This is a genomic window from Pseudomonas sp. NBRC 111119 (assembly GCF_001320125.1).
Lineage (GTDB): Bacteria > Pseudomonadota > Gammaproteobacteria > Pseudomonadales > Pseudomonadaceae > Aquipseudomonas > Aquipseudomonas parafulva.
The window spans coordinates 57304-78276 of record NZ_BCAV01000047.1 but is presented as its reverse complement, the minus strand read 5'-3'; the positions used below and the strand labels follow the sequence as shown (position 1 = coordinate 78276).

Annotated in this window: 18 protein-coding genes; 3 read left to right on the top strand and 15 right to left on the bottom strand. The window is 62.5% G+C overall.

The window, feature by feature from the left end; genetic code table 11:
• Positions 1-8: 8 nt before the first annotated feature.
• The 6 genes from purU to APH25_RS17790 all read right to left on the bottom strand — a co-directional run bounded on the left by purU (position 9) and on the right by APH25_RS17790 (position 7521).
• The gene (purU, locus tag APH25_RS17815; protein ID WP_028635273.1) at positions 9-866 is read right to left on the bottom strand and encodes a formyltetrahydrofolate deformylase; all 858 of its coding nucleotides are present in this window, start codon (positions 864-866) and stop codon (positions 9-11) included.
• Positions 867-877: 11 nt separating this feature from the next.
• Positions 878-1510 carry a sarcosine oxidase subunit gamma gene (locus tag APH25_RS17810; RefSeq protein WP_028635274.1) on the bottom strand — a complete coding sequence of 211 codons (633 nt, stop codon included), beginning with the start codon at positions 1508-1510 and terminating at the stop codon, positions 878-880.
• A gap of 127 nt (positions 1511-1637) precedes the next feature.
• Complete coding sequence (locus APH25_RS17805; protein ID WP_028635275.1) at positions 1638-4655, bottom strand: sarcosine oxidase subunit alpha; 3018 nt, start codon at positions 4653-4655, stop codon at positions 1638-1640.
• Positions 4652-4987, bottom strand: a complete 336-nt coding sequence (locus APH25_RS17800) for a sarcosine oxidase subunit delta (protein WP_028635276.1) — start codon at positions 4985-4987, stop codon at positions 4652-4654. The genes APH25_RS17805 and APH25_RS17800 overlap by 4 nt, the downstream gene beginning before the upstream one ends.
• Positions 4988-5001: 14 nt before the next feature.
• The gene (locus APH25_RS17795) at positions 5002-6252 is read right to left on the bottom strand and encodes a sarcosine oxidase subunit beta family protein (RefSeq protein WP_028635277.1); all 1251 of its coding nucleotides are present in this window, start codon (positions 6250-6252) and stop codon (positions 5002-5004) included.
• 15 nt (positions 6253-6267) lie between these two features.
• Complete coding sequence (locus tag APH25_RS17790) at positions 6268-7521, bottom strand: serine hydroxymethyltransferase (RefSeq protein WP_028635278.1); 1254 nt, start codon at positions 7519-7521, stop codon at positions 6268-6270.
• 354 nt (positions 7522-7875) lie between these two features.
• Between APH25_RS17790 and APH25_RS17785 the strand changes: the two genes are divergently transcribed.
• Both APH25_RS17785 and APH25_RS26315 read left to right on the top strand, forming a co-directional pair.
• Positions 7876-8916 carry a low specificity L-threonine aldolase gene (locus tag APH25_RS17785; RefSeq protein ID WP_060482840.1) on the top strand — a complete coding sequence of 347 codons (1041 nt, stop codon included), beginning with the start codon at positions 7876-7878 and terminating at the stop codon, positions 8914-8916.
• 84 nt (positions 8917-9000) lie between these two features.
• Entirely contained in the window at positions 9001-9855 is an 855-nt protein-coding gene (locus tag APH25_RS26315; RefSeq protein ID WP_082428369.1) for an RHS repeat-associated core domain-containing protein, read from the top strand.
• Here the strand turns inward: APH25_RS26315 and APH25_RS17775 are convergent.
• From APH25_RS17775 to gbcB, 3 genes are all read right to left on the bottom strand, one after another.
• Entirely contained in the window at positions 9827-10141 is a 315-nt protein-coding gene (locus APH25_RS17775) for a cell division protein ZapA (protein ID WP_060482838.1), read from the bottom strand. The genes APH25_RS26315 and APH25_RS17775 overlap by 29 nt on opposite strands.
• Positions 10138-10368, bottom strand: a complete 231-nt coding sequence (locus APH25_RS17770) for a hypothetical protein (protein ID WP_060482837.1) — start codon at positions 10366-10368, stop codon at positions 10138-10140. Before APH25_RS17770 ends, APH25_RS17775 begins: the two co-directional genes overlap by 4 nt.
• Before the next feature lie 180 nt (positions 10369-10548).
• The gene (gbcB, locus tag APH25_RS17765) at positions 10549-11649 is read right to left on the bottom strand and encodes a glycine-betaine demethylase subunit GbcB (RefSeq protein ID WP_028635282.1); all 1101 of its coding nucleotides are present in this window, start codon (positions 11647-11649) and stop codon (positions 10549-10551) included.
• A gap of 294 nt (positions 11650-11943) precedes the next feature.
• On the opposite strand from gbcB, the gene gbcA reads away from it, so the two are divergent.
• Positions 11944-13236: a glycine-betaine demethylase subunit GbcA gene (gbcA, locus tag APH25_RS17760; protein ID WP_028635283.1), complete on the top strand. Its 1293-nt coding sequence runs from the start codon at positions 11944-11946 to the stop codon at positions 13234-13236.
• Between the two features lie 73 nt (positions 13237-13309).
• Here gbcA and APH25_RS25085 read toward each other — a convergent pair whose 3' ends face one another.
• From APH25_RS25085 to APH25_RS17735, 6 genes are all read right to left on the bottom strand, one after another.
• Positions 13310-14137 carry an RHS repeat-associated core domain-containing protein gene (locus APH25_RS25085; RefSeq protein WP_082428365.1) on the bottom strand — a complete coding sequence of 276 codons (828 nt, stop codon included), beginning with the start codon at positions 14135-14137 and terminating at the stop codon, positions 13310-13312.
• 186 nt (positions 14138-14323) lie between these two features.
• Positions 14324-15094 carry an electron transfer flavoprotein subunit beta gene (locus tag APH25_RS17755; protein ID WP_060482836.1) on the bottom strand — a complete coding sequence of 257 codons (771 nt, stop codon included), beginning with the start codon at positions 15092-15094 and terminating at the stop codon, positions 14324-14326.
• 10 nt (positions 15095-15104) lie between these two features.
• Positions 15105-16337, bottom strand: coding sequence for an electron transfer flavoprotein subunit alpha/FixB family protein (locus APH25_RS17750; RefSeq protein ID WP_060482835.1), 1233 nt, complete (start codon positions 16335-16337; stop codon positions 15105-15107).
• Entirely contained in the window at positions 16337-18292 is a 1956-nt protein-coding gene (dgcB, locus tag APH25_RS17745; RefSeq protein ID WP_060482834.1) for a dimethylglycine demethylation protein DgcB, read from the bottom strand. The genes APH25_RS17750 and dgcB overlap by 1 nt, the downstream gene beginning before the upstream one ends.
• A 48-nt stretch (positions 18293-18340) precedes the next feature.
• Entirely contained in the window at positions 18341-20401 is a 2061-nt protein-coding gene (gene dgcA, locus APH25_RS17740; protein ID WP_060482833.1) for a dimethylglycine demethylation protein DgcA, read from the bottom strand.
• Between the two features lie 15 nt (positions 20402-20416).
• Positions 20417-20947 carry a DUF5943 domain-containing protein gene (locus APH25_RS17735; RefSeq protein ID WP_060482832.1) on the bottom strand — a complete coding sequence of 177 codons (531 nt, stop codon included), beginning with the start codon at positions 20945-20947 and terminating at the stop codon, positions 20417-20419.
• Between the last annotated feature and the right edge of the window lie 26 nt (positions 20948-20973).

Genomic DNA, 20973 nt, shown 5'->3' with positions numbered 1-20973 from the left:
GTAGCCAGTCAGAGCACAACCGTCCGGTTGGCGTTGAGGAACACCCGCTTTTCGATGTGATACCCCACCGCCCTCGCCAGCGTCAGGCACTCGATGTCACGCCCCTTGGCGATCAGGTCTTCGGGGTAATGGCTATGGTCCACCACCTCGACGCCCTGGGCGATGATCGGCCCTTCGTCCAGGTCATTGTTGATGTAGTGCGCGGTGGCACCGACCATCTTCACACCCTTGTTGTAGGCCTGGTGATAAGGCTTGGCGCCTTTGAAACCAGGCAACAGCGAGTGGTGGATGTTGATTGCCCAGCCGTCCAGGCGCCGGCACAACTCGGGCGACAGCACTTGCATGTAACGGGCAAGAATCACCAACTCGGCACCCGTGTCCTCGATCACCTGCAGCACTTTGCGTTCTTGCCCGGGTTTGTCCTTGGGGTCGAGGGCAAAGTGGTAGTAAGGGATCTTGTGCCAGTGGGCCAATGGCTCCAGGTCGGGGTGGTTGGACACCACCGCCACCACGTCCATGGCCAGCTGGCCAATGCGCTGACGATACAGCAGGTCATTCAGGCAGTGGTCGGCCTTGGACACCATGATCACCACCTTGGGGCGGTGGTTGGGCGCAGTCAGCTCGAAGGCCATGCCAAAAGCCTGGCTGCGTTCGGCCAGGCCTGCACGCAGGCCGTGTTCGTCAAAACCGTCCGGTACGCGAAACTCCACGCGGATGAAGAACCGCCCTGACAACCGGTCGTCGAAGGAGTGGTGCTCCGTGACGTAGCAGCGTTGCTCGAAGAGATAACGCGTCACCACGTCGACGGTACCGAGCATGCTCGGGCAGTCGGCGGTGAGAATCCAGGTATCCGGTGCCCGACTCATGGTGTTTCTCCTTAGGCCTCGATGGCCAGACCGTACTCAGCCGATGCGTCCTGCAGCCACAACCACCAGTAGTCGGAGAAGCTGCGGCGGATCACCAGTTCCCAGGTGTCTTCGGCCGTACGGCGGATCACCAGTTGCGACTTGGCGAACACGGTGCCCACAGCCTTGCCGACCGGGAAGTTGTTCGGGTGTACGTCGTAGCTGGTGGACTTCATCAGCACTTCGCGCACGTTCGGGCCGCGCAGCTCCAGCAGGCTCTGCCCACCGCTGACGTTGACCACCTGGATGTGCTGGCCTTCAAGGGCAGCACGCAGCTTTTGCTCCACCGCCAGCTCCTGGCCGCCGGGTACGATCAGCAGCCACTCATCCGGCCCCACCCACTGCAGCGACATGTCGTTGCTGGCGACCACGGTCAGCGCGACCGGCAGCTCGAGGCCCAGGGCCTTGTGCACGCCAGCGGCGAATTCCGGGTTATGGCCGTCACCGCGCAGGGTGAGGTGGCCGAGGAACTTGCGTTCACGCAGGATCACGCCTGCGTTGTTGCGGCCCTTGCCCACCAGGCTGGCCAGGTCGGCATGGTGCAGCGGCGACTGGGCCTTGGCCTCGGCGCCGGGGTTTTGCTGGAAGACGTTGATAGCGCTCATTTCTTACCTGCCTTGAATTCTGTAGGTCGCATACGGTGCCATGGCGAGTGGTGCATCCTGTGGGAGCGGGTTTCCCCGCCCCACAGGCACCTCATTACCCGCCCGGCACCGTTTGCCATCCGGGGACTTAGACGTTCTGCCGCTCACCCTTCGGATCGAAGAACACCGAAGACACGATTTCCGCCTCGATCACGCTGCCGTCAGCCTGCGGCGAGTAAACCCGCTCGCCCATGCGCTTGAGGCCGCCCTTGACCACGCCCATGGCAAACGAATAGCCCAGGGAGTTGGCGGCATAGCTGGAGGTCACGTGGCCGACCATGTCCATCGGAATGGCTTGCTTGGGGTCAAACACCAGTTGCGCGCCTTCAGGCAGCCACTTGGTGGGGTCGATCGGCTTCAGGCCTACCAGCTGCTTGCGGTTCTCGCGCACGCAGTCTTCGCGGTTCATGCCACGCAGGCCGATCCACGAGAACGGCTTGTTGCGGCCCACGCACCAGCTCATGTTCAGGTCGTCCGGGTTCATCGAGCCATCGGTATCCTGGCCCACGATGATGAAGCCCTTCTCGGCGCGCAGCACGTGCATGGTTTCGGTGCCGTACGGGGTCAGGTTGTACTTCTTGCCAGCCTCGATGATCTGCTCGAGTACGCCCATGGCGTAGTTGGCCTGTACGTTGACCTCGTAGGAAAGCTCTCCGGTGAACGAAATACGGAACACCCGCGCCGGTACCCCACCCACGTTGCCTTCCTTCCAGGTCATGAAGGGGAAGGCTTCCTTGTCCATGTCGATGTCGGTGAGTTCGCTCAACAGCTTGCGGCTGTTGGGGCCGGACAAGGTCATGGTGGCCCAGTGGTCGGTGACCGAGGTGAAGTACACCTTCAGCTCAGGCCATTCGGTCTGGTGGTACAGCTCCATCCACTGCAGCACACGTGCAGCGCCGCCGGTGGTGGTGGTCATGATGAAATGGTTGTCGCCAACGCAGGCGGTTACGCCGTCGTCGAACACCATGCCATCTTCCTTGCACATCAGGCCGTACCGGGCCTTGCCCACATCGAGCTTGGTCCAGGCGTTGGTGTAGATGCGGTTGAGGAACTCACGGGCATCCGGCCCCTGGATGTCGATCTTGCCCAGAGTCGAGGCGTCCAGCAAACCGACGCTGTCACGCACGGCCTTGCACTCACGGGCAACGGCGGCATGGATGTCTTCGCCGGCCTTGGGGAAGTACCACGGGCGTTTCCACTGGCCCACGTCCTCGAACTCGGCGCCGTTCTTCACGTGCCAGGCATGCAGGGCAGTGAAGCGTACGGGTTCGAACAGGTGACCACAGTGCCGGCCCGCTACCGCACCGAAGGTAACCGGCGTGTAGTTGGGGCGGAACATGGTGGTGCCCATTTCCGGGATGGTGATGCCCATCGAACGGGCGGCGATGGCCAGGCCGTTGATGTTGCCCAGTTTGCCCTGGTCGGTACCGAAGCCCAGTGCGGTGTAACGCTTGACGTGCTCGACCGACTCGAAACCCTCGCGGGTGGCCAGCTCGATGGCCGCTGCGGTGACGTCGTTCTGCTGGTCGACGAACTGCTTGGGTGCGCGGGCAGTGCCCTTGTCGTGCGGCACCTGGAACAGCGCCACAGTGGCGTCTTCCTTGCGCGACACGGTTTTTGGCAGGGTGCCGACGGTGGCCTTGAAACCGGCTTCGGTGGCTGCGCGCACGCCGCCCTCAAAGCCATCGGCAATGGCGTCACCCAGCGGGTATACACCGTTGATGCCGCCCACGCATTCACGTTTCTGCGGGGCCTTGCCCGGCACGAAGCCCAGAATGTCGTCACGCCATACCGGGCGACCGCCCAGGTGCGAAGCCAGGTGAACCACCGGGCTGTAGCCGCCGGAAGTGGCGATCAGGTCGCACTCAAGGGTTTCGCCTGGGCTGGTGACCTTGTGTGCCTGCACATCGATGGCTGCCACGCGGGCACCGGTAACATGCTTGCTGCCCTTGGCCTCGATCACGGCGCTGGAGGTAAGAATGCGGATACCCTTGGCACGTGCTTCTTCCACCAGCGAGCCACGCGGGTTGTGGCGCGCATCGGCGATGGCCACTACCTGCAGGCCGGCGTCGTGCCAGTCCAGCGCGGTACGGTAAGCGTGGTCGTTGTTGGTCGACAGCACCAGCTTGCGGCCCGGTGCCACGCCGTAGCGACGCACGTAGGTAGACACGGCACCGGCCAGCATGTTGCCAGGCACGTCGTTGTTGCCATAGACCAGCGGGCGCTCGTGGGCACCGGTCGCCAGCACTACACGCTTGGCGCGTACGCGGTGCACGCGGTGGCGTACCTGGCCGATCGGCGCACGGTCACCCAGGTGGTCTGTGAGGCGCTCGTGAATGGTCAGGAAGTTATGGTCGTGGTAGCCGTTGACCGTGGCGCGTGGCAGCAGGGTCACTTCCGGCAGGCCTTCGAGCTCTTTCACCACCGCACTGACCCACTCGGCAGCCGGTTTGCCGTCGAGGGTTTCACGGGTGTCGAGCAGGCTGCCGCCGAATTCTTCCTGTTCGTCAGCCAGGATCACCCGGGCACCACTGCGCGCAGCGGCCAGGGCAGCGGCCAGGCCAGCAGGGCCGGCACCCACGATCAGCACGTCGCAGTGCTGGTTCATGTAGTCGTAGCTGTCCGGGTCGTTCTGCAGCGGTGCACGGCCCAGGCCGGCAGCCTTGCGGATGTACTTCTCGTAGGTCATCCAGAACGACTTGGGGTACATGAAGGTTTTGTAGTAGAACCCCGGCGGCATCATGCTGCCGCCTACCTTGCCAAGAATGCCCATGACGTCGTTGTTGACGTTCGGCCAGCCGTTGGTGCTGGTGGCAACCAGGCCCGAATACAGGGCCTGCTGGGTAGCACGCACGTTGGGGATCTGGGTGGCTTCGCTGGAGCCGATCTGCAGGATGGCGTTCGGCTCTTCGGTACCTGCCGCGATGATGCCGCGGGGGCGCGAGTACTTGAAGCTGCGGCCGACGATGTCAACGCCGTTGGCCAGCAGTGCGGCCGCCAGGCTGTCGCCGGCATAGCCCTGGTAGGTCTTGCCATTGAAGGTGAAGTTCAACACCTTGCTGCGGTCGATGCGGCCGCCGCTGGCGAGGCGATAGGTCTGGCTCATACGTTGACTCCCCGTTCGTTTACAGCAGCCGAGCGCTCAGGCGTGTGTTCACGGGCGCTGACCTGCGGCTTCTCGCCAATCTTGTAGGTTTCCAGAATCTCGTAGGTCTCGGTGTTGCGGGTGACGTTGAAGTACTGACGGCAGCCGGCAACGTGGTCCCACAGCTCGTGGTGGATACCGCGCGGGTTGTCACGGTAGAACATGTACGTCCCCCACTCCTCGTCGGAGCAGGCGCTGGGGTCCAGCGGGCGGGCGATGTGCGCCTGGCCAGAGGCGTGGAACTCTTCTTCGGAGCGCAGCTCGCCGCAGTGGGGACAGAAAATATGCAACATGACGGTGTCTCCGGTTAGTGGGCGACGGCGGCAGCGCCGTGTTCGTCGATCAGTGCGCCGTTGTAGAAACGGTCCATGGAGAACGGCGCAGCCAGTGGGTGCATTTCGCCCTTGGCCAGGCTCGCGGCGAAGACGTTGCCCGAACCCGGGGTCGCCTTGAAGCCGCCAGTACCCCAACCGCAGTTGAAGAACATGTTCTTGACCGGGGTTTTGGTGATGATCGGGCAGGCGTCCGGCGAGGTGTCGACGATGCCGCCCCACTGGCGGTTCATGCGCACGCGGGACAGGTTGGGGAACATCTCGACGATGGCCTGCAGGGTGTGCTCGATCACCGGGTACGAGCCGCGCTGGCCGTAGCCGACCCAGCTGTCGATACCGGCACCGATCACCAGGTCGCCCTTGTCGGACTGGCTGATGTAGCCGTGTACGGCGTTGGACATGATCACGCTGTCGATGATCGGCTTGATCGGCTCGGATACCAGGGCTTGCAGCGGGTGCGATTCCAGCGGCAGGCGGAAGCCGGCCAGCTTGGCCATGTGCCCGGAGTTACCAGCGGTGACCACACCGACGCGCTTGGCGCCGATGAAACCTTTGTTGGTTTCAACGCCGATGACCGCGCCGTTTTCCTTGCGGAAACCTGTGACTTCGGTCTGCTGGATCAGGTCCACGCCCAGGGCGTCTGCTGCGCGGGCGAAGCCCCAGGCCACGGCATCGTGACGGGCCACGCCGCCACGGCGCTGCACGGTGGCACCCAAAATCGGGTAGCGGGTGTTCTTGGAGCAGTCCAGGTACGGGATCTCGGCCGCCACCTGGGCGGTGTTCAGCAGTTCGCCGTCCACGCCGTTCAGGCGGTTGGCACTGACGCGGCGCTCGGAGTCACGCATGTCCTGCAGGGTGTGGCACAGGTTGTACACGCCGCGCTGGGAGAACATGACGTTGTAGTTGAGGTCCTGGGACAGGCCCTCCCACAGCTTCATGGCGTGTTCGTACAGGTGCGCCGACTCGTCCCACAGGTAGTTGGAACGCACGATGGTGGTGTTACGGGCGGTGTTGCCGCCGCCCAGGTAACCTTTTTCGATCACCGCCACGTTGGTGATGCCGTGCTCCTTGGCCAGGTAGTAGGCCGTGGCCAGGCCATGGCCGCCACCGCCAACGATGACCACGTCGTACACCTTTTTCGGCGTGGGCGTGCGCCACATGCGCTGCCAGTTCTCGTGGTGGCTGAGGGAGTGCTTGAGAAGGCCGAAGCCCGAGTAACGTTGCATGGTGTGGGACTCCACTCAGCGGTAAACAGGGAAATCTGCGCACAGGGCCGCGACGTTCTTCGCCACATCGGCTTCCACGTCAGCGTCACCGAGGTTGTCGAGAATGTCGCAGATCCAGCCGGCCAGGGCCACGCACTGGGCCACCTTGAAGCCACGGGTAGTCACGGCCGGGGTGCCGATACGCAGGCCCGAGGTCACGAACGGCGACTGCGGGTCGTTTGGCACGGCGTTTTTGTTGACGGTGATGTGCGCGCGGCCCAGGGCAGCGTCGGCGTCTTTGCCGGTGAGGCCCTGGCGAATCAGGCTGACCAGGAACAGGTGGTTGTCGGTACCGCCAGACACCACGTCGTAGCCACGGTCGACGAACACCTGGGCCATGGCCTGGGCGTTTTCGATGACTTGCTTCTGGTAGCTCTTGAACTCAGGCTCCAGCGCTTCCTTGAAGCACACCGCCTTGCCGGCGATCACGTGCATCAGCGGGCCGCCCTGGGCGCCCGGGAATACGGCAGCGTTGAGCTTTTTCTCGATCTCTTCGTTCGACTTGGCCAGGATCAGGCCGCCACGTGGGCCGCGCAGGGTCTTGTGGGTGGTGGTGGTGACCACATCGGCGAACGGGATCGGGTTCGGGTACAGGCCAGCGGCTACCAGGCCGGCAACGTGGGCCATGTCCACGAACAGCAGCGCACCGACTTTGTCGGCAATGGCGCGGAAGCGTGGGAAGTCGAGAGTCTTGGAGTAGGCCGAGAAGCCGGCAACGATCATTTTCGGCTTGTGCTCGACCGCCAGGCGCTCGACTTCGTCGTAGTCGATCAGGCCGGTGTTGGTGTCGATGCCGTACTGCACGGCGTTGTACAGTTTGCCCGACGACGACACTTTGGCACCGTGGGTCAGGTGGCCACCGTGGGCCAGGCTCATGCCCAGGATGGTGTCGCCCGGCTGCAGCAGTGCCAGGTACACGGCGCTGTTGGCGGACGAGCCGGAGTGCGGCTGAACGTTGGCGTAATCGGCACCGAACAGCTGCTTGGCGCGCTCGATGGCCAGCGCCTCGACTTTGTCGACGTGCTCGCAACCGCCGTAGTAGCGCTTGCCCGGGTAGCCTTCGGCGTATTTGTTGGTCAGGCCGCTGCCTTGGGCCTGCATCACGCGCTTGGAGGTGTAGTTCTCCGAGGCGATCAGCTCGATGTGATCTTCCTGCCGCTGTTCTTCGGCATTCATCGCCGCCAGCAGTGCATCGTCGTAACCCTGGATCTGGTCTTGCTTGCTGAACATCTTGTCTCTCCCGGCAGCGATCATTTTTTGTTCGGAGGGTTCAACGACCCTTTGCGGCGATGGTATGACTGGCGGGGGCGTGTCAGATGCCTGCGCACGCCTTGCAATGGCGCGTTTACGACATTCGTTTTTTTGCGGGTGCTGCCGGGCTCTTCGCGGGTAAATCGGATCGCCGCACCGCCGCTCCCACTGGTACAGCAGAGCTCTGGAAGGTTGTACTGGCCCTGTGGGAGCGGGTTTACCCGCGAAGAGGCCAGCCCAGACAACCAGAAACTCGACAATGCACAGCTTGTATAGGCAACTGCCAAAACGATGGTTTAGAGTGCTGCTCTGCGTCGTTCAAAGGACAGTGCCATGACAGACAAGAGCCAACAATTTGCCAGCGACAACTACTCCGGCATCTGCCCCGAAGCCTGGGCCGCCATGGAGCAGGCCAACCATGGCCACGACCGCGCTTACGGCGACGACCAGTGGACCGAACGCGCCGCCGAGCACTTTCGCAAGCTGTTCGAAACCGACTGCGAAGTGTTCTTCGCCTTCAACGGCACCGCCGCCAACTCGCTGGCCCTGGCCTCGCTGTGCCAGAGCTACCACAGCGTGATCTGCTCCGAGACTGCCCACGTCGAAACCGACGAGTGCGGTGCACCCGAGTTCTTCTCCAACGGCTCAAAGCTGCTGACCGCGCCCAGTGTGAACGGCAAGCTGACCCCACAGTCGATCCGCGAAGTGGCCCTCAAGCGCCAGGATATCCACTACCCCAAGCCACGGGTGGTGACCCTGACCCAGGCCACTGAAGTGGGCACCGTCTACCGGCCCGACGAGCTGAAGGCCATCAGCACCACCTGCAAGGAGCTGGGCCTCAACCTGCACATGGACGGTGCGCGCTTCAGCAATGCCTGCGCATTTCTGGGGTGCAGCCCGGCAGAAATCACCTGGAAAGCCGGCGTCGATGTGTTGTGCTTTGGCGGTACCAAGAATGGCATGGCGGTTGGCGAGGCCATCCTGTTCTTCAATCGCCAACTGGCCGAAGACTTCGACTACCGCTGCAAGCAGGCCGGGCAACTGGCGTCGAAAATGCGCTTCCTCTCCGCCCCCTGGGTCGGCCTGCTGGAAGGCGGCGCCTGGCTGCGCTACAGCGCCCATGCCAACCGCTGCGCGCAGCTGCTGGCGTCATTGGTGAGCGATTTGCCAGGTGTGCAGCTGATGTTCCCCGTAGAGGCCAATGGCGTGTTCCTGCAAATGCCCGAACCTGCCCTCGAAGCATTGCGCAAAAAGGGCTGGCGGTTCTACACCTTCATCGGTAGCGGCGGCGCACGCTTCATGTGCTCTTGGAATACCGAAGAAGCACGGGTGCGGGAGCTGGCCGCGGATATACGCAGCTTCGTCAATCACTGACACAAGCGTGCTGACAAATTTGCCAGTAGGTGGGGCAGGGCATGGTTGCTATGGTGGTCGCACGGGCCCACCAGAGCACCCCTTATGCAAACCAGTTTGCCGCCAGCGCGTCCACCATCCGTCTTCAGGCCCTCGCCGGCCTTTACGCCATTTGGGTATAAGCCGCCTATCTGCAACGTGCACATGGCCTTTGTAGGTGAAGTTCTGGACCAGGCAGGTAATGCCTATTTGCTAGGTAACGGCCGGCGGGCGTACTCCCCTTCGCTGATGAGGTTCCGATCACCTGATCCGCTCAGCCCAATGGGGGCCGGTGGCATCAACTGTTACGCGTACTGCGCCAACGACCCGGTCAACTTCACAGATCCGTCTGGCCACGCCCCTCTGCGCCCGATGGCAGTGACTTCACAGCCTTCTCTCGTCCAGCATTACGCCGCGAGAGGGGCAAACGCGTTCGGCTCTGTGGTGGGTGCGGGCATGTCATTCGCCGAGATAGCCATTGAGCACCGTCAACTGCAGCGCGACCAGCCAGGGGCATCTTTTCCACCCCTTCACAGGGCTCGCAGAATTGCAGGGTTTCATGCGCTGGCAACACCCGCAGTGTCGGATACCATCGAGCTATTTTTGCCACCTGAAGCGGCAGACCGTGCGGGCTTGGTCGACAATCTCGGCCTGGCCAGCGCCGGATTCTTCACAGCTGAAGCGGTAATAGCGTTAGGTTCGACACTGCGCGCTGAGGGCGTCGCAGGGCTAATGCCCGGAATGAATTCGCTCCTCTACGCTGCCGGGGAAGTCACCTTTATCGGGCCCATCATAGATGCTGCCCGTTACACCGGCAGCCTAATCGTGGGGCAGGTAGGACAATTTCTCCATACTGCAAGAGTTCTCCGCCGCCCCGACGTCATGCTGCGCGCTATCCGAGGCCCTGGGGGGAGTGCATAGTCTTGACAATGGCCTCGACGGTCGCATCAACCTTGGCTTGCGTTTGCTCCAACACCTGCTGATGCTCACGCTGCTGTTCGATCTGCCGCGAACACAGGTTCAGTGCTGCCAAGACCAGGAGTTTGTCCCCGATAAGGGTCGGAAACTGACGCTTGGTCTCCGCAAGCGCTGTATTGAGCATGCGAGCAGCCTGGGCCAGCGTTTCTTCCTGACCAGCGGGCGCCTTGAGCGAATAGTCATTGCCCAGAATAGAAACGACATTGACTGGGCTTGCGTGGGACGTCATGCGCCCACTGCACCCGCGCTGGCACGCTCCAGCAGGGCCTGCAGGCGGGCTGCAGTGCTGCCGTTCTGTTCTTCCTGCTCCATCAGCGACAGCTGCAGGGTTTCGTTCTCTTCCTTTGCCTTGGCCAGTTCCTGGCCCAGGGTGGTGTTCTGCTCGGTGAGTTGAGCGTTCTTTTGCATCAGGTCGCTGACCAGCTGCTCGATTTGATTGAGGGAGGCTTCAAGCATGGGTCTATCTCAGGTTGTTGCGAGGGGCGCACACGATAAAGAAAAGTGCCGCCCATCGCCATTAAATATCGGATTCACAAGGTTTCCGCCCCGCAGATTGACAGGGTATCCACCTGCTTGTTCCGACCTGAGTCAACCACCGGTCAGTCAGGCTGCACGAACACACCCCCAGCCTGGCCCTCAATAATCGATGCGCACATCCCCTTTCGGCACGCTGCAGCACGACAGGATGTACCCCTCGGCTTCATCTTCCTCGGTGATACCGCCGTTGTGCTCCATTTCCACTTCGCCACCCAGCTTGAGCACCTTGCAGGTACCGCAAATGCCCATGCCGCAAGCTTTCGGGATCATCAGGCCGACCTTGGCCGCTGCAGCGTGCACGGTTTCGCCGGGGGCGATACGGATGCTCTTCTCGCTGCCGATGAATTCCACCAGGTTGAGGTCGGCAGCGTCCACTTCTGGCGCGTCGGCCGCCGCTTCGGCGTGCTCCACGGCGTCGGCCTTGGCCTCGGCCGGGGTCGCCCCGAAGGACTCCTCGTGGTAGTTGTCCATGTCGAAGCCCACCGCCTCGAGCATGCGCTTGACCGCCGTCATGTACGGGGTGGGGCCGCAGCAGAACACCACGCGCTCCATGTAGTCGGGGGCAATCAACTCCATCAGGCGCTGGTTCAGGTAGCCACGGTAACCCGCCCAGGGCTCGCCCAGGCCGTGTTTCTCGCAAATGATGTGCAGGCTGAAGTTGGGCACGCGCGAGGCCATCTGCTCCAGCTCGCGGTGGTAGATGATGTCTTTCGGTGAGCGGGCGCTGTGCACGAACACCATGTCCACATTGGCGTTGGTGTCATAGAACCAGCGCGCCATGGACATCACCGGGGTGATGCCGACGCCACCGGACAGGTACAGCACCTTGGCGGCCGGGAAGTCGATGGCGTTGAACAGGCCGACCGGGCCGTGCACCGGCAGCTCGGCACCTTCGTGCATGGTGTCGTGCAGGAAGTTGGACACCAGGCCACCCGGCACGCGTTTTACCGTGATGGAAAAACTGTACGGCACTGACGGCGAACTGGAGATGGTGTAGGAACGCATCACCGGCTTGCCTTCGATTTCCAGCTCCAGGGTCACGAACTGCCCGGGCTTGAAGAAGAACATGATCGGCTGGTCTGCCATGAAGCAGAAGGTGCGCACGTCCCAGGTCTCCTGGATGACCTTGACGCAGCGCACGATGTGACGGCCGTTGGCCCAGGTCTGGGTAGTGACCGGATTGAGAAAGGTATCGGACATGTTCATCTCCAGCAGCCGACTATTGGCCTTTTTATGGCTTGGATGATGCGCAAGCTTGAAGCCATGAACATTCCTGCCAGCGACATCGGCGTACTTATCGCGACCAGCCCCGCACGGCAAGGGCTGCGGCGTCGTAATTCAATTCGGCCATGTCGCCCATGGATACGGTTCACGCCGCCTTTGGACGCACACTCCACCGCAAAACAACACGCTGTTCATGGTTAACAGCCTTGCGGCACCACAACAACGATTAGCCACCTTTTGCCGGCCGCAAACGGCCCCGAGGAATACACGATGGACGTCACCGCAACCCTGAGCCTGGGCGATCCACTGGAACCTGCACGCAAGGCCACCGCCGAGATGCTGCAGACCCGCGAGCGCACCTACTCGCTGCCCCAGCCTTTCTACACCGACGAGCGTCTGTTCCAGATCGACATGCAGGAGATCTTCCACAAAGAGTGGCTGATCGCTGGCATGACCTGCGAGATCCCGGCCAAGGGTAACTACCTCACCCTGCAGATCGGCAAGAACCCGATCATCGTGGTGCGGGGTACCGAGGGCAAGGTGCATGCCTTCCACAACGTTTGCCGCCACCGCGGCTCGCGCCTGTGCGTCAGCGAAAAGGGCAAGGTGGCGAAACTGGTGTGCCCTTACCACCAGTGGACCTACGAGCTCGACGGCCGCCTGCTGTTCGCCGGCACCGAGATGGGCGCCGACTTCGACATGAAGCAGTACGGCCTCAAGCCGGTCAATGTGAAAGTGGCTGGCGGCTACATCTTCATCAGCCTGGCGGAAAACCCGCCGGCCATCGACGAGTTCCTGGCCACGCTGGACCACTACATGGAACCGTACGACATGGAAAACACCAAGGTGGCTGTGCAAACCACCTTGATGGAAAAAGCCAACTGGAAGCTGGTGCTGGAAAACAACCGCGAGTGCTACCACTGCAACGGTTCGCACCCAGAACTGCTGCAAACCCTGCTGGAATGGGACGACACCAACGACCCACGCGCCAGCCAGGAATTCAAGGACCACGTGGCTGCCTCTGCCGCCGCCTGGGAAGCCGAGAAAATCCCGTACCTGCACAAGAGCCATGGCCTGCGTAACCGTATCGTGCGCATGCCGCTGCTCAAGGGCACCGTGTCGATGACCATGGATGGCAAGCAGGCCTGCCAGAAACTGATGGGCCGCATCAAGAACCCAGACCTGGGCTCGATGCGCATCCTGCACCTGCCCCACTCCTGGAACCACTGCATGGGCGACCACATGATCGTGTTCACCGTGTGGCCGATCAGCGCCCAGGAAACCATGGTTACCACCAAGTGGCTGGTGCACAAGGATGCCGTGGAGGGTGTGGACTACAACCCAGAGAACATGCGCAAGGTGTGGGACGCCACCAACGACCAGGACCGCCGCCTGGCCGAAGAGAACCAGCGCGGTATCAACTCCACGGCCTACCAGCCAGGCCCTTACTCCAAAACCTACGAGTTCGGTGTGGTGAACTTCATCGACTGGTACAGCGGGCGCTTGCTGAACAACCTGGGGGCGGAGCCTGCGCCGTATCTGAAGGAAGTGTTGGCGCAGTAGTAATCAGATGAACCAGTAGCGCACTCTGCCTTCTACCGGCAGAGCGCGCTTTGTCTTCGTCGAGTTCTGAACGCTAGCTATGCACGTCATAGGGGCGACTACCCCAGGATCTTATCTTCGCCGCAGCTGATAAAAACCCACGACCAACAGTGGATAGAACCTCGTCCACCATCGTGACATCCATCAGCGTCTCGTAGGCTACTACGGGAATCTCTCGCGGGTTAGCCCGCAAATAACCGACTACCTCCCGAGCAGCCGCGAAATTACCGATCGAACCGCCGCTCAGATTTGTGACTGCATTCACGGCGCTCAGTACATCCGTCGCCGATTGAAAAGTGGGGGTTGCACCTGTAAACGCGGCAGTGAGCTGACCCGCCACCCCTGCGCTTCCAGTAATGAAGAACTGCTGATTTGCGACTCTGGAAGCGTGCGGCAACTCTGTATGATTGATTGGGCTTTCTCTGCCTGTATTGGCGTTGGCGGCATTGAATGCTCCCCTACGTCCAACAACGTTCCTGGCGGTTCGCACCAATGAACCAAACAGCGTTGCGCCGCTGGATGCAACACCAATAGCTCTGAGCAGAGTGCTCCAGAAAGCGCCACCCGGATCATGACGATTTACAGGGTCACCACCGCAGTACGCGTATACGTTGATACCACCCTTGCCAAATGGACTGAATGAGTCCGGGCTGGTGAAGCGCATCAGCTTGGGACTGTAGAAGCGGCGGCCGTTTCCTAACGGATACTTAGCCGTCAACGCATCCCTGGACTGACCACAGAACGCTAAGCGTGTGGCATGGGCCAGACTTAGGGCACCGTAAGTTGAATAGGCAAATGGCTCACGGGGACTTTTGCCTAATACGGAATATTGTCGGTCGGTTCTATATAGAAAGGTCGGCATGATTACCCTAACTCGCGTGGCGTGCGTGCAGGGTAGATAAAGACACCGCGCTTGCAAACTGGCAGAAATGACAGGGGTGAATAGCACCCACCGCCCCTGTGGGACCGGGTTTACCCGCGATCACCGGCAAAGCCGGTGCCAGCCACTGCGCTGATGCCTCGCGGGTTCAGTGGCAAGCCACGCCAATCAGCGCAGCACACCTTCCTCTACCAACAACTTCAGAATGGCTTCGGCACCCTCCTGCGGCGTGACGTCCTTCAGCACCTTACCCCCACCACCACTGGCCTTGGCCGTTGCGGCCTTCATGCGGTCGGCGCCGCTCTTGGCCTTGATCACCTTCAACCGTTTGGGCCGTGGGCGCGCCGGCTGCAGGACATCTTCGCCCAGCAGTTCATCGTCCACCACCTGCACGTCCTGCGCCGCCAGTACACCGCGGCGCGCGGGCCCGAAGGCGCTTTGGCGCGGTTTGGGCGCGGCGTTGTCGACCGTGGCCAACAACGGCAGGCGCACTTTCAAACGCCGACGCTGGCCACGTGGCAGCGCTTGCAACACTTGTGCTGTGCCGTTTTCGATGGACTCCACTTCGGCCAGCCCCACCACCAGTGGCCAGCCAAGCTTCTCGGCGAGCAGGAACGGCAGCATGCCAGACCCCTCTCCCGTTTCGGCCTGGCTGCCGGTAAGCACCAGTTGTGCACCGGCACCGCGCAGGTAATCACCCAGCACCCCCAGCACATCGGCGCCAGCAGGTTGCTCAAGCACATCCAGGTGTTCCAGGCCCATCCCCAGGTAACCGCGCAGGGCTTCCTCATGAGGGTCGCCCGCATGCACGACCTGCAAATCGCCGCCGGCCAGTTGCAGGCCCAGCTCCACTGCACGTGAATCCTGCTCGGCGCGGCGCGCGCGACCCGAGCTTGGGTGGGCGCCGATCGAGACCAGGCTGATGACTTTCGTACTCATGCTCGTGCCCTTATGCCGCGTCGCGCTGGGCGCCGTTGCGGTAGTTGTCCACAGCGTCGATCAGTGCCTGGAGAATCGCCGCACTGTCGCCAATGACCGACAGGTCGGCGCGTTTGATCATGTCGCAACCAGGGTCCATGTTGATCGCCACCACTTTGTCGCAGGCGCCGATGCCCTGCAGGTGCTGGATGGCGCCTGAGATGCCCACCGCCATGTACACCCGTGCAGTTACCCACGTACCCGTGGCGCCCACCTGACGATCACGCGGCATGTGGCCGTCGTCCACCGCCACGCGGGACGCGCCCTGGGTAGCACCCAGCGCGGTGGTGGCCTTGTGGAACAGTGGCCAGTCCTTGACGCCGTTGCCGCCAGAGACAATGAACTCGGCCTCCGCCATGGCGATCTTGGCCGGGTCTACCGCCACCGAGCCCAGGTCTTCGATACGCGAAATACTGCGGGCAACGCTGGCAGACAACTGTACCGGCAACGCTTCGTGGCGCGTCTCGCTGACCGGCTCGGCACACTCGGCTGCGGCCAGGATCAACCGCGGCAGTGCACGCTGCATGTCTTGCTGGCCAGCGCCAGCACGGCCGATGCACTGGCCGTCCTTGATTTGCCACACACGGGTAGCCGGGCGTTCACCCAACGCCGCCCCCAGGCGCCGGCCCAGCTCTCCACCGCCAGTACGGCTGTCTGGCAGCAACCAGTGGCGTGGGGCAAACTGGTTGTCCACCGCGCGCAGGCCCTGCACCAGTTGCTCTGGCGCATAACCCTGGTATTCATCACCGTCGATCACCAGCAGGCGGTCTACACCGGCGTTGGCGAAGCTGCTTTCCTTGTGCTCGCCGAACACGATTGCCAACACCGCACCATCGTTGCCGGCCAGGCTGTGGGCCAGGCCCAGCAGGTCGCGGTCGTGGCTGCCAAGGCGGCCACCGACCATGTCCGGCACCACGGCAATGTAGAACGCAGGGTTGGCCACCTGATGCAGCGGCAACTGCACTTCGGCCGCCGCCGTGCGCCGCGCCCCGCCGGCAGTGCCCTGCTGGGCGCCGCTGCGGTCGATGCGCTTGAGCCCGTTCGGGCCGATGAAGCCTGCGGCGCTGGCGTGCGGGTTCTTGCGGATGAGGCCGTTGGGCCCCATCCAGCTGGTCTGTTGGGTCTGCATGGCTGCGTGCAGCGGGTGCAGACGGTTACGGGCGATCCACTCGGCGCGAGGGTCGCGGCGGATGATGTCGCTCATCAATGCACCTCCGCAGGTTCACGTTTGGTCTTGGCTGGCTTGTTGGCCGTCGCCTGGGCGTCTTCCTCGATCAACACGTCAGCCACCAGTTCGGCCAGGTCCTTGATCAGTGGGCGCGGCTCCACCACGCCTTCGAGCATTGCCGTGCACTGCGGGCAACCCACAGCCACCACTTCGGCCTCGGTGGTGCGGATGTCGTCCATGCGCATGTCGGGGATGCGCTGCTTGCCAGGGATGTCGGTGATCGGCGCACCGCCGCCACCGCCGCAGCAGCGCGAACGGAAGCCTGAGCGTTCCATTTCACGCACCTCGATGCCAAGCGCTTTGAGCACTTCACGCGGGGCTTCGTATTCACCGTTGTAACGGCCCAGGTAGCACGGGTCGTGGTAGGTGACGCTGCCACCTTTGTGCTGGCCGAGGTTGAGCTTGTTGGCGCCAATCAGCTCGGCAATGTAGGTGCTGTGGTGCTGCACCTGATAGTTGCCGCCCAGCGCACCGTACTCGTTTTTCAGTACGTGGAAGCTGTGCGGGTCGCAGGTAACGATGCGCTGGAACGTGTATTTGGCCAGGGTCTTGATATTGCGCTTGGCCAGTTGCTGGAAGGTGGCTTCATCACCCAGGCGACGGGCAACGTCGCCGCTGTCGCGCTCTTCCAGGCCCAGCACGGCGAAGTCCACACCCGAAGCCTTGAGCACCTTGACGAACGAACGCAGCGTGCGCTGGTTGCGCATGTCGAACGCGCCGTCGCCTACCCAGAACAGCACCTCGGTGCTCTTCACCTCGGACAGCAGCTTCAGGTTCAGGTCGGCAGCCCAGTTCATGCGGCCACCCGGGGCGAAGCCGCCAGGGTTGTCAGTAGCGATCAGGTTGTCGAGCACCTCGGCGCCCTTGTTCGGGGTGGCGCCCTTTTCCAGGGTGAGGTGGCGGCGCATGTCGACGATGGCGTCCACGTGCTCGATCATCATCGGGCACTCTTCAACGCAGGCGCGGCACGTGGTGCACGACCAAAGTGTCTCGGCATCCACCAGACCATTGACGATCGGCTGGTGCGGGTGGCCGCCATGCTCACCGATCGGCTTGCCGGGGTAAGGGCTGCCGGCGAACTTGGCATCGGTACCACCGGCCAGGCCGATGACCATGTCCTGGATGAGTTTTTTCGGGTTCAGCGGCTGGCCGGCAGCAAAGGCCGGGCACATCGCCTCACACTTGCCGCATTGCACGCAGGCGTCGAAGCCCAGCAGCTGGTTCCAGGTGAAGTCCACTGGTTTTTCCACACCCAGCGGCGCGTTCGGGTCTTCCAGGTCCAGTGGCTTGAGGCCAGTGCTGCGGCCGCCCCCAAACCGCTCGGCGCGGCGGTGCCAGGCCAGGTGCAGGGCACCGGCGAAGGCGTGCTTCATCGGCCCGCCCCAGGTCATGCCGAAGAACAGCTCGGACACGCCCCACAGCACGCCCAAGCCCAGAATGCCGACCATCACCCAGCCGCCGGTATTGGCCGGCAGGATGCCAGCCACGGGCAAGGTGGCGATGAAGAAGCTGGCAGCGAACACCAGCAGGCTCTTGGGCAGGCGCATCCACGGGCCTTTGGACAGGCGCGAAGGCGGGTTGAGACGGCGTTTGAAGACGAAGATGGCGCCGGTGAACATGATCACGGTGGCCACCAGCAGGGCGTAACCCAGAATCTTGCTCTGCAGGCCGAAGCCATGCACCAGGATCGCCAAAGCAGCTGATAGCACGAAGCCGCCAGCCGTGGCCACGTGGGTCTTGGACATGTACTTGTCGCGCTCGACCACGTGGTGCAGGTCCACCAGGTAGCGGCGCGGCATGGCCAGCAGGCCGCCGATCAGGTCGACCTTGGAGGCCCGGCCCCGGCGCCACATGCGCACCCGGCGCAGGGCGCCGAGCACCGCCAGACCAAGGGCAGCGAACAGCAGGATGGGTAGAAGGGTGTTCAACATGGGAGGCTCCCACAGGAAACCGCGCTCAGCGGCGGCTATTTTTAAAGATCAGAAGTCCTTGCACAGGCGCAAGGCGTCGTAGATCGCCGCATGCACGTTGCGCTGGGCTACACAGTCGCCAATGCGGAACAGCAGGTAGCCCTCGCCTGGCTGGCTGAGGATCGGCTGTGGCTTGATGGCGAACAGCGCCTCCACATCGATCTGGCCTTTGTTGCGCGAGCCGTCCTTCAGGGCGTAGTACAGCTGCTCGTCAGGACGCACGCCGTTCTCCACCACCACCTGGTCCACCACGCGCTCTTCCTTGGCACCGGTGTATTCGTTTTCCAGCACTGCCACCAGCTTGTCGCCCTCGCGGTAGACCTTTTCCAGCATCATATCGCCGGTCATGATCACTTCTTTGGGGTACATGCTGCGGTAGTAGGTGGGGAAAGTGGTACCGCCCATGGCCACACCCGGCTTGATATCGTCGGTGACGATTTCCACCTGGCAGCCCTTGTCGGCGATGAAGTCCGCGACCGACATGCCGGTGAACTCGCAAATGGTGTCGTACACCAGCACGTTCTTGCCCGGCGCAACCTTGCCATCCAGCACGTCCCAGCTGCTGACCACCAGCCCTTCGGCAGCGCCCCAGTGGTCGTTCTGCTCCAGGAACGAGTGCCCGCCCACGGCCAGTACGATGATGTCCGGGCGCAGGTCCTGGATGGTGTCCACGTCGGCGGCGGTACCCAGGCGCAGGTCCACTTTCAGGCGCGCCAGCTCCAGCTGGTACCAGCGGGTGATGCCGGCAATCTGGTCGCGCTGCGGCGCTTTGGCGGCGATGGTGATCTGGCCACCAATCTGGTCTTTCTTCTCGAACAGGGTCACATCGTGGCCACGTTCAGCGGCCACGCGGGCCGCCTCCATGCCGGCAGGGCCAGCACCTACAACCACCACCTTGCGCTTGGCGCCCGTGGTTTTCTCGATGATGTGCGGCACACCCATGTATTCACGGGAGGTGGCGGCGTTCTGGATGCACAGCACGTCCAGGCCCTGGTACTGGCGGTCGATGCAGTAGTTGGCACCTACGCACTGCTTGATCTGGTCGATCTGGCCCATCTTGATCTTGGCGATCAGGTGCGGGTCGGCCATGTGCGCACGGGTCATGCCGACCATGTCCACGTAGCCGCCTTCAAGAATGCGCGTGGCCTGGTTCGGGTCCTTGATGTTCTGTGCGTGCAGCACCGGCACCTTGACCACTTCCTTGATACCTGCGGCCAAGTGCAGGAACGGCTCCGGCGGATAGCTCATGTTCGGGATGACGTTGGCCAGGGTGTTGTGGGTGTCGCAACCCGAACCTACCACGCCGATGAAGTCGAGCATGCCGGTGGCATCGTAATAGGCAGCGATCTGCTTCATGTCCTCGTGGCTGAGGCCATCGGGGTGGAACTCGTCACCACAGATACGCATACCCACGCAGAAGTCGTCACCGACCTCGGCACGCACGGCCTTGAGCACTTCCATGCCGAACTTCATGCGGCCTTCGAAGCTGCCGCCCCATTCGTCGGTACGCTTGTTGACGCGCGGGCTCCAGAACTGGTCGATCATGTGCTGGTGCACTGCCGACAGCTCCACACCGTCCAGGCCGCCCTCTTTGGCACGGCGCGCAGCCTGCGCGTAGTTACCGATCACACGCCAGATCTCTTCCACCTCGATGGTTTTGCAGGTGGCGCGGTGCACGGGCTCACGGATACCCGAGGGCGACATCAGCGTGGGCCAGTTGAAACCGTCCCAGCGCGAGCGACGGCCCATGTGGGTAATCTGGATCATGATCTTGGCGCCATGCTTGTGCATGGCATCGGCCAGGTTCTGGAAGTGCGGGATGATGCGGTCGGTAGACAGGTTGACCGACGCCCACCATTCCTGCGGGCTGTCGATGGCCACCACCGACGAGCCGCCGCAGATGGCCAGGCCAATGCCGCCCTTGGCCTTCTCTTCGTAGTACTTCACATAGCGGTCGGTCGTCATGCCGCCGTCAGTGGCGTAGACCTCGGCGTGCGCGGTGCTGAGCACGCGGTTGCGAATGGTCAGTTTGCCGATCTGAATCGGCTGGAACATTGCTTCGAATGCCATGACGCTATCTCCGGCTTACAACGGCTTCGTTACGAACAGGCCATCTTCGTGGCCTTCTTCCGACCCGCCGTACACCTGTTCGGCAACGGTGCGGATCGAGCTGCCGCGGGCAGCGAGAATCTGGTCCATGGCGCCGGCGAACCAGCCGGTGAACATGTAGTCGACCTTGCGGCCGCATTTGCCATAGACGTATACGAATGCAGAGTGCTTGAGCTTGACGCTGCAGGTGCCCTTGTCCAGGTCGATGTCCTGGATCTCGAACAGGCCCCAGCCCCGCTGGCTCAGGCGTTTCATGTAGTGCTCGAATACCGCGACGCCTTCCAGGCCGTGGCACTCGGCCTCTTTCTCGCACCAGTGCCAGGCAGATTTGTAGCCGGCCTTGTAGAGGATCTCGGCGTACTTGTCGGCACCCAGGACTTCCTCGATACCCTTGTGGTTGTTGACGAAGAAATGCCGCGGTACGTACAGCATCGGCAGGGCGTCGCTGGTCCACACACCGGTTTCGCTGTCGACTTCGATTGGCAATTGCGGGGCGATCTTGGCCATGGAAACTCAACTCCAGAAAAATTTTT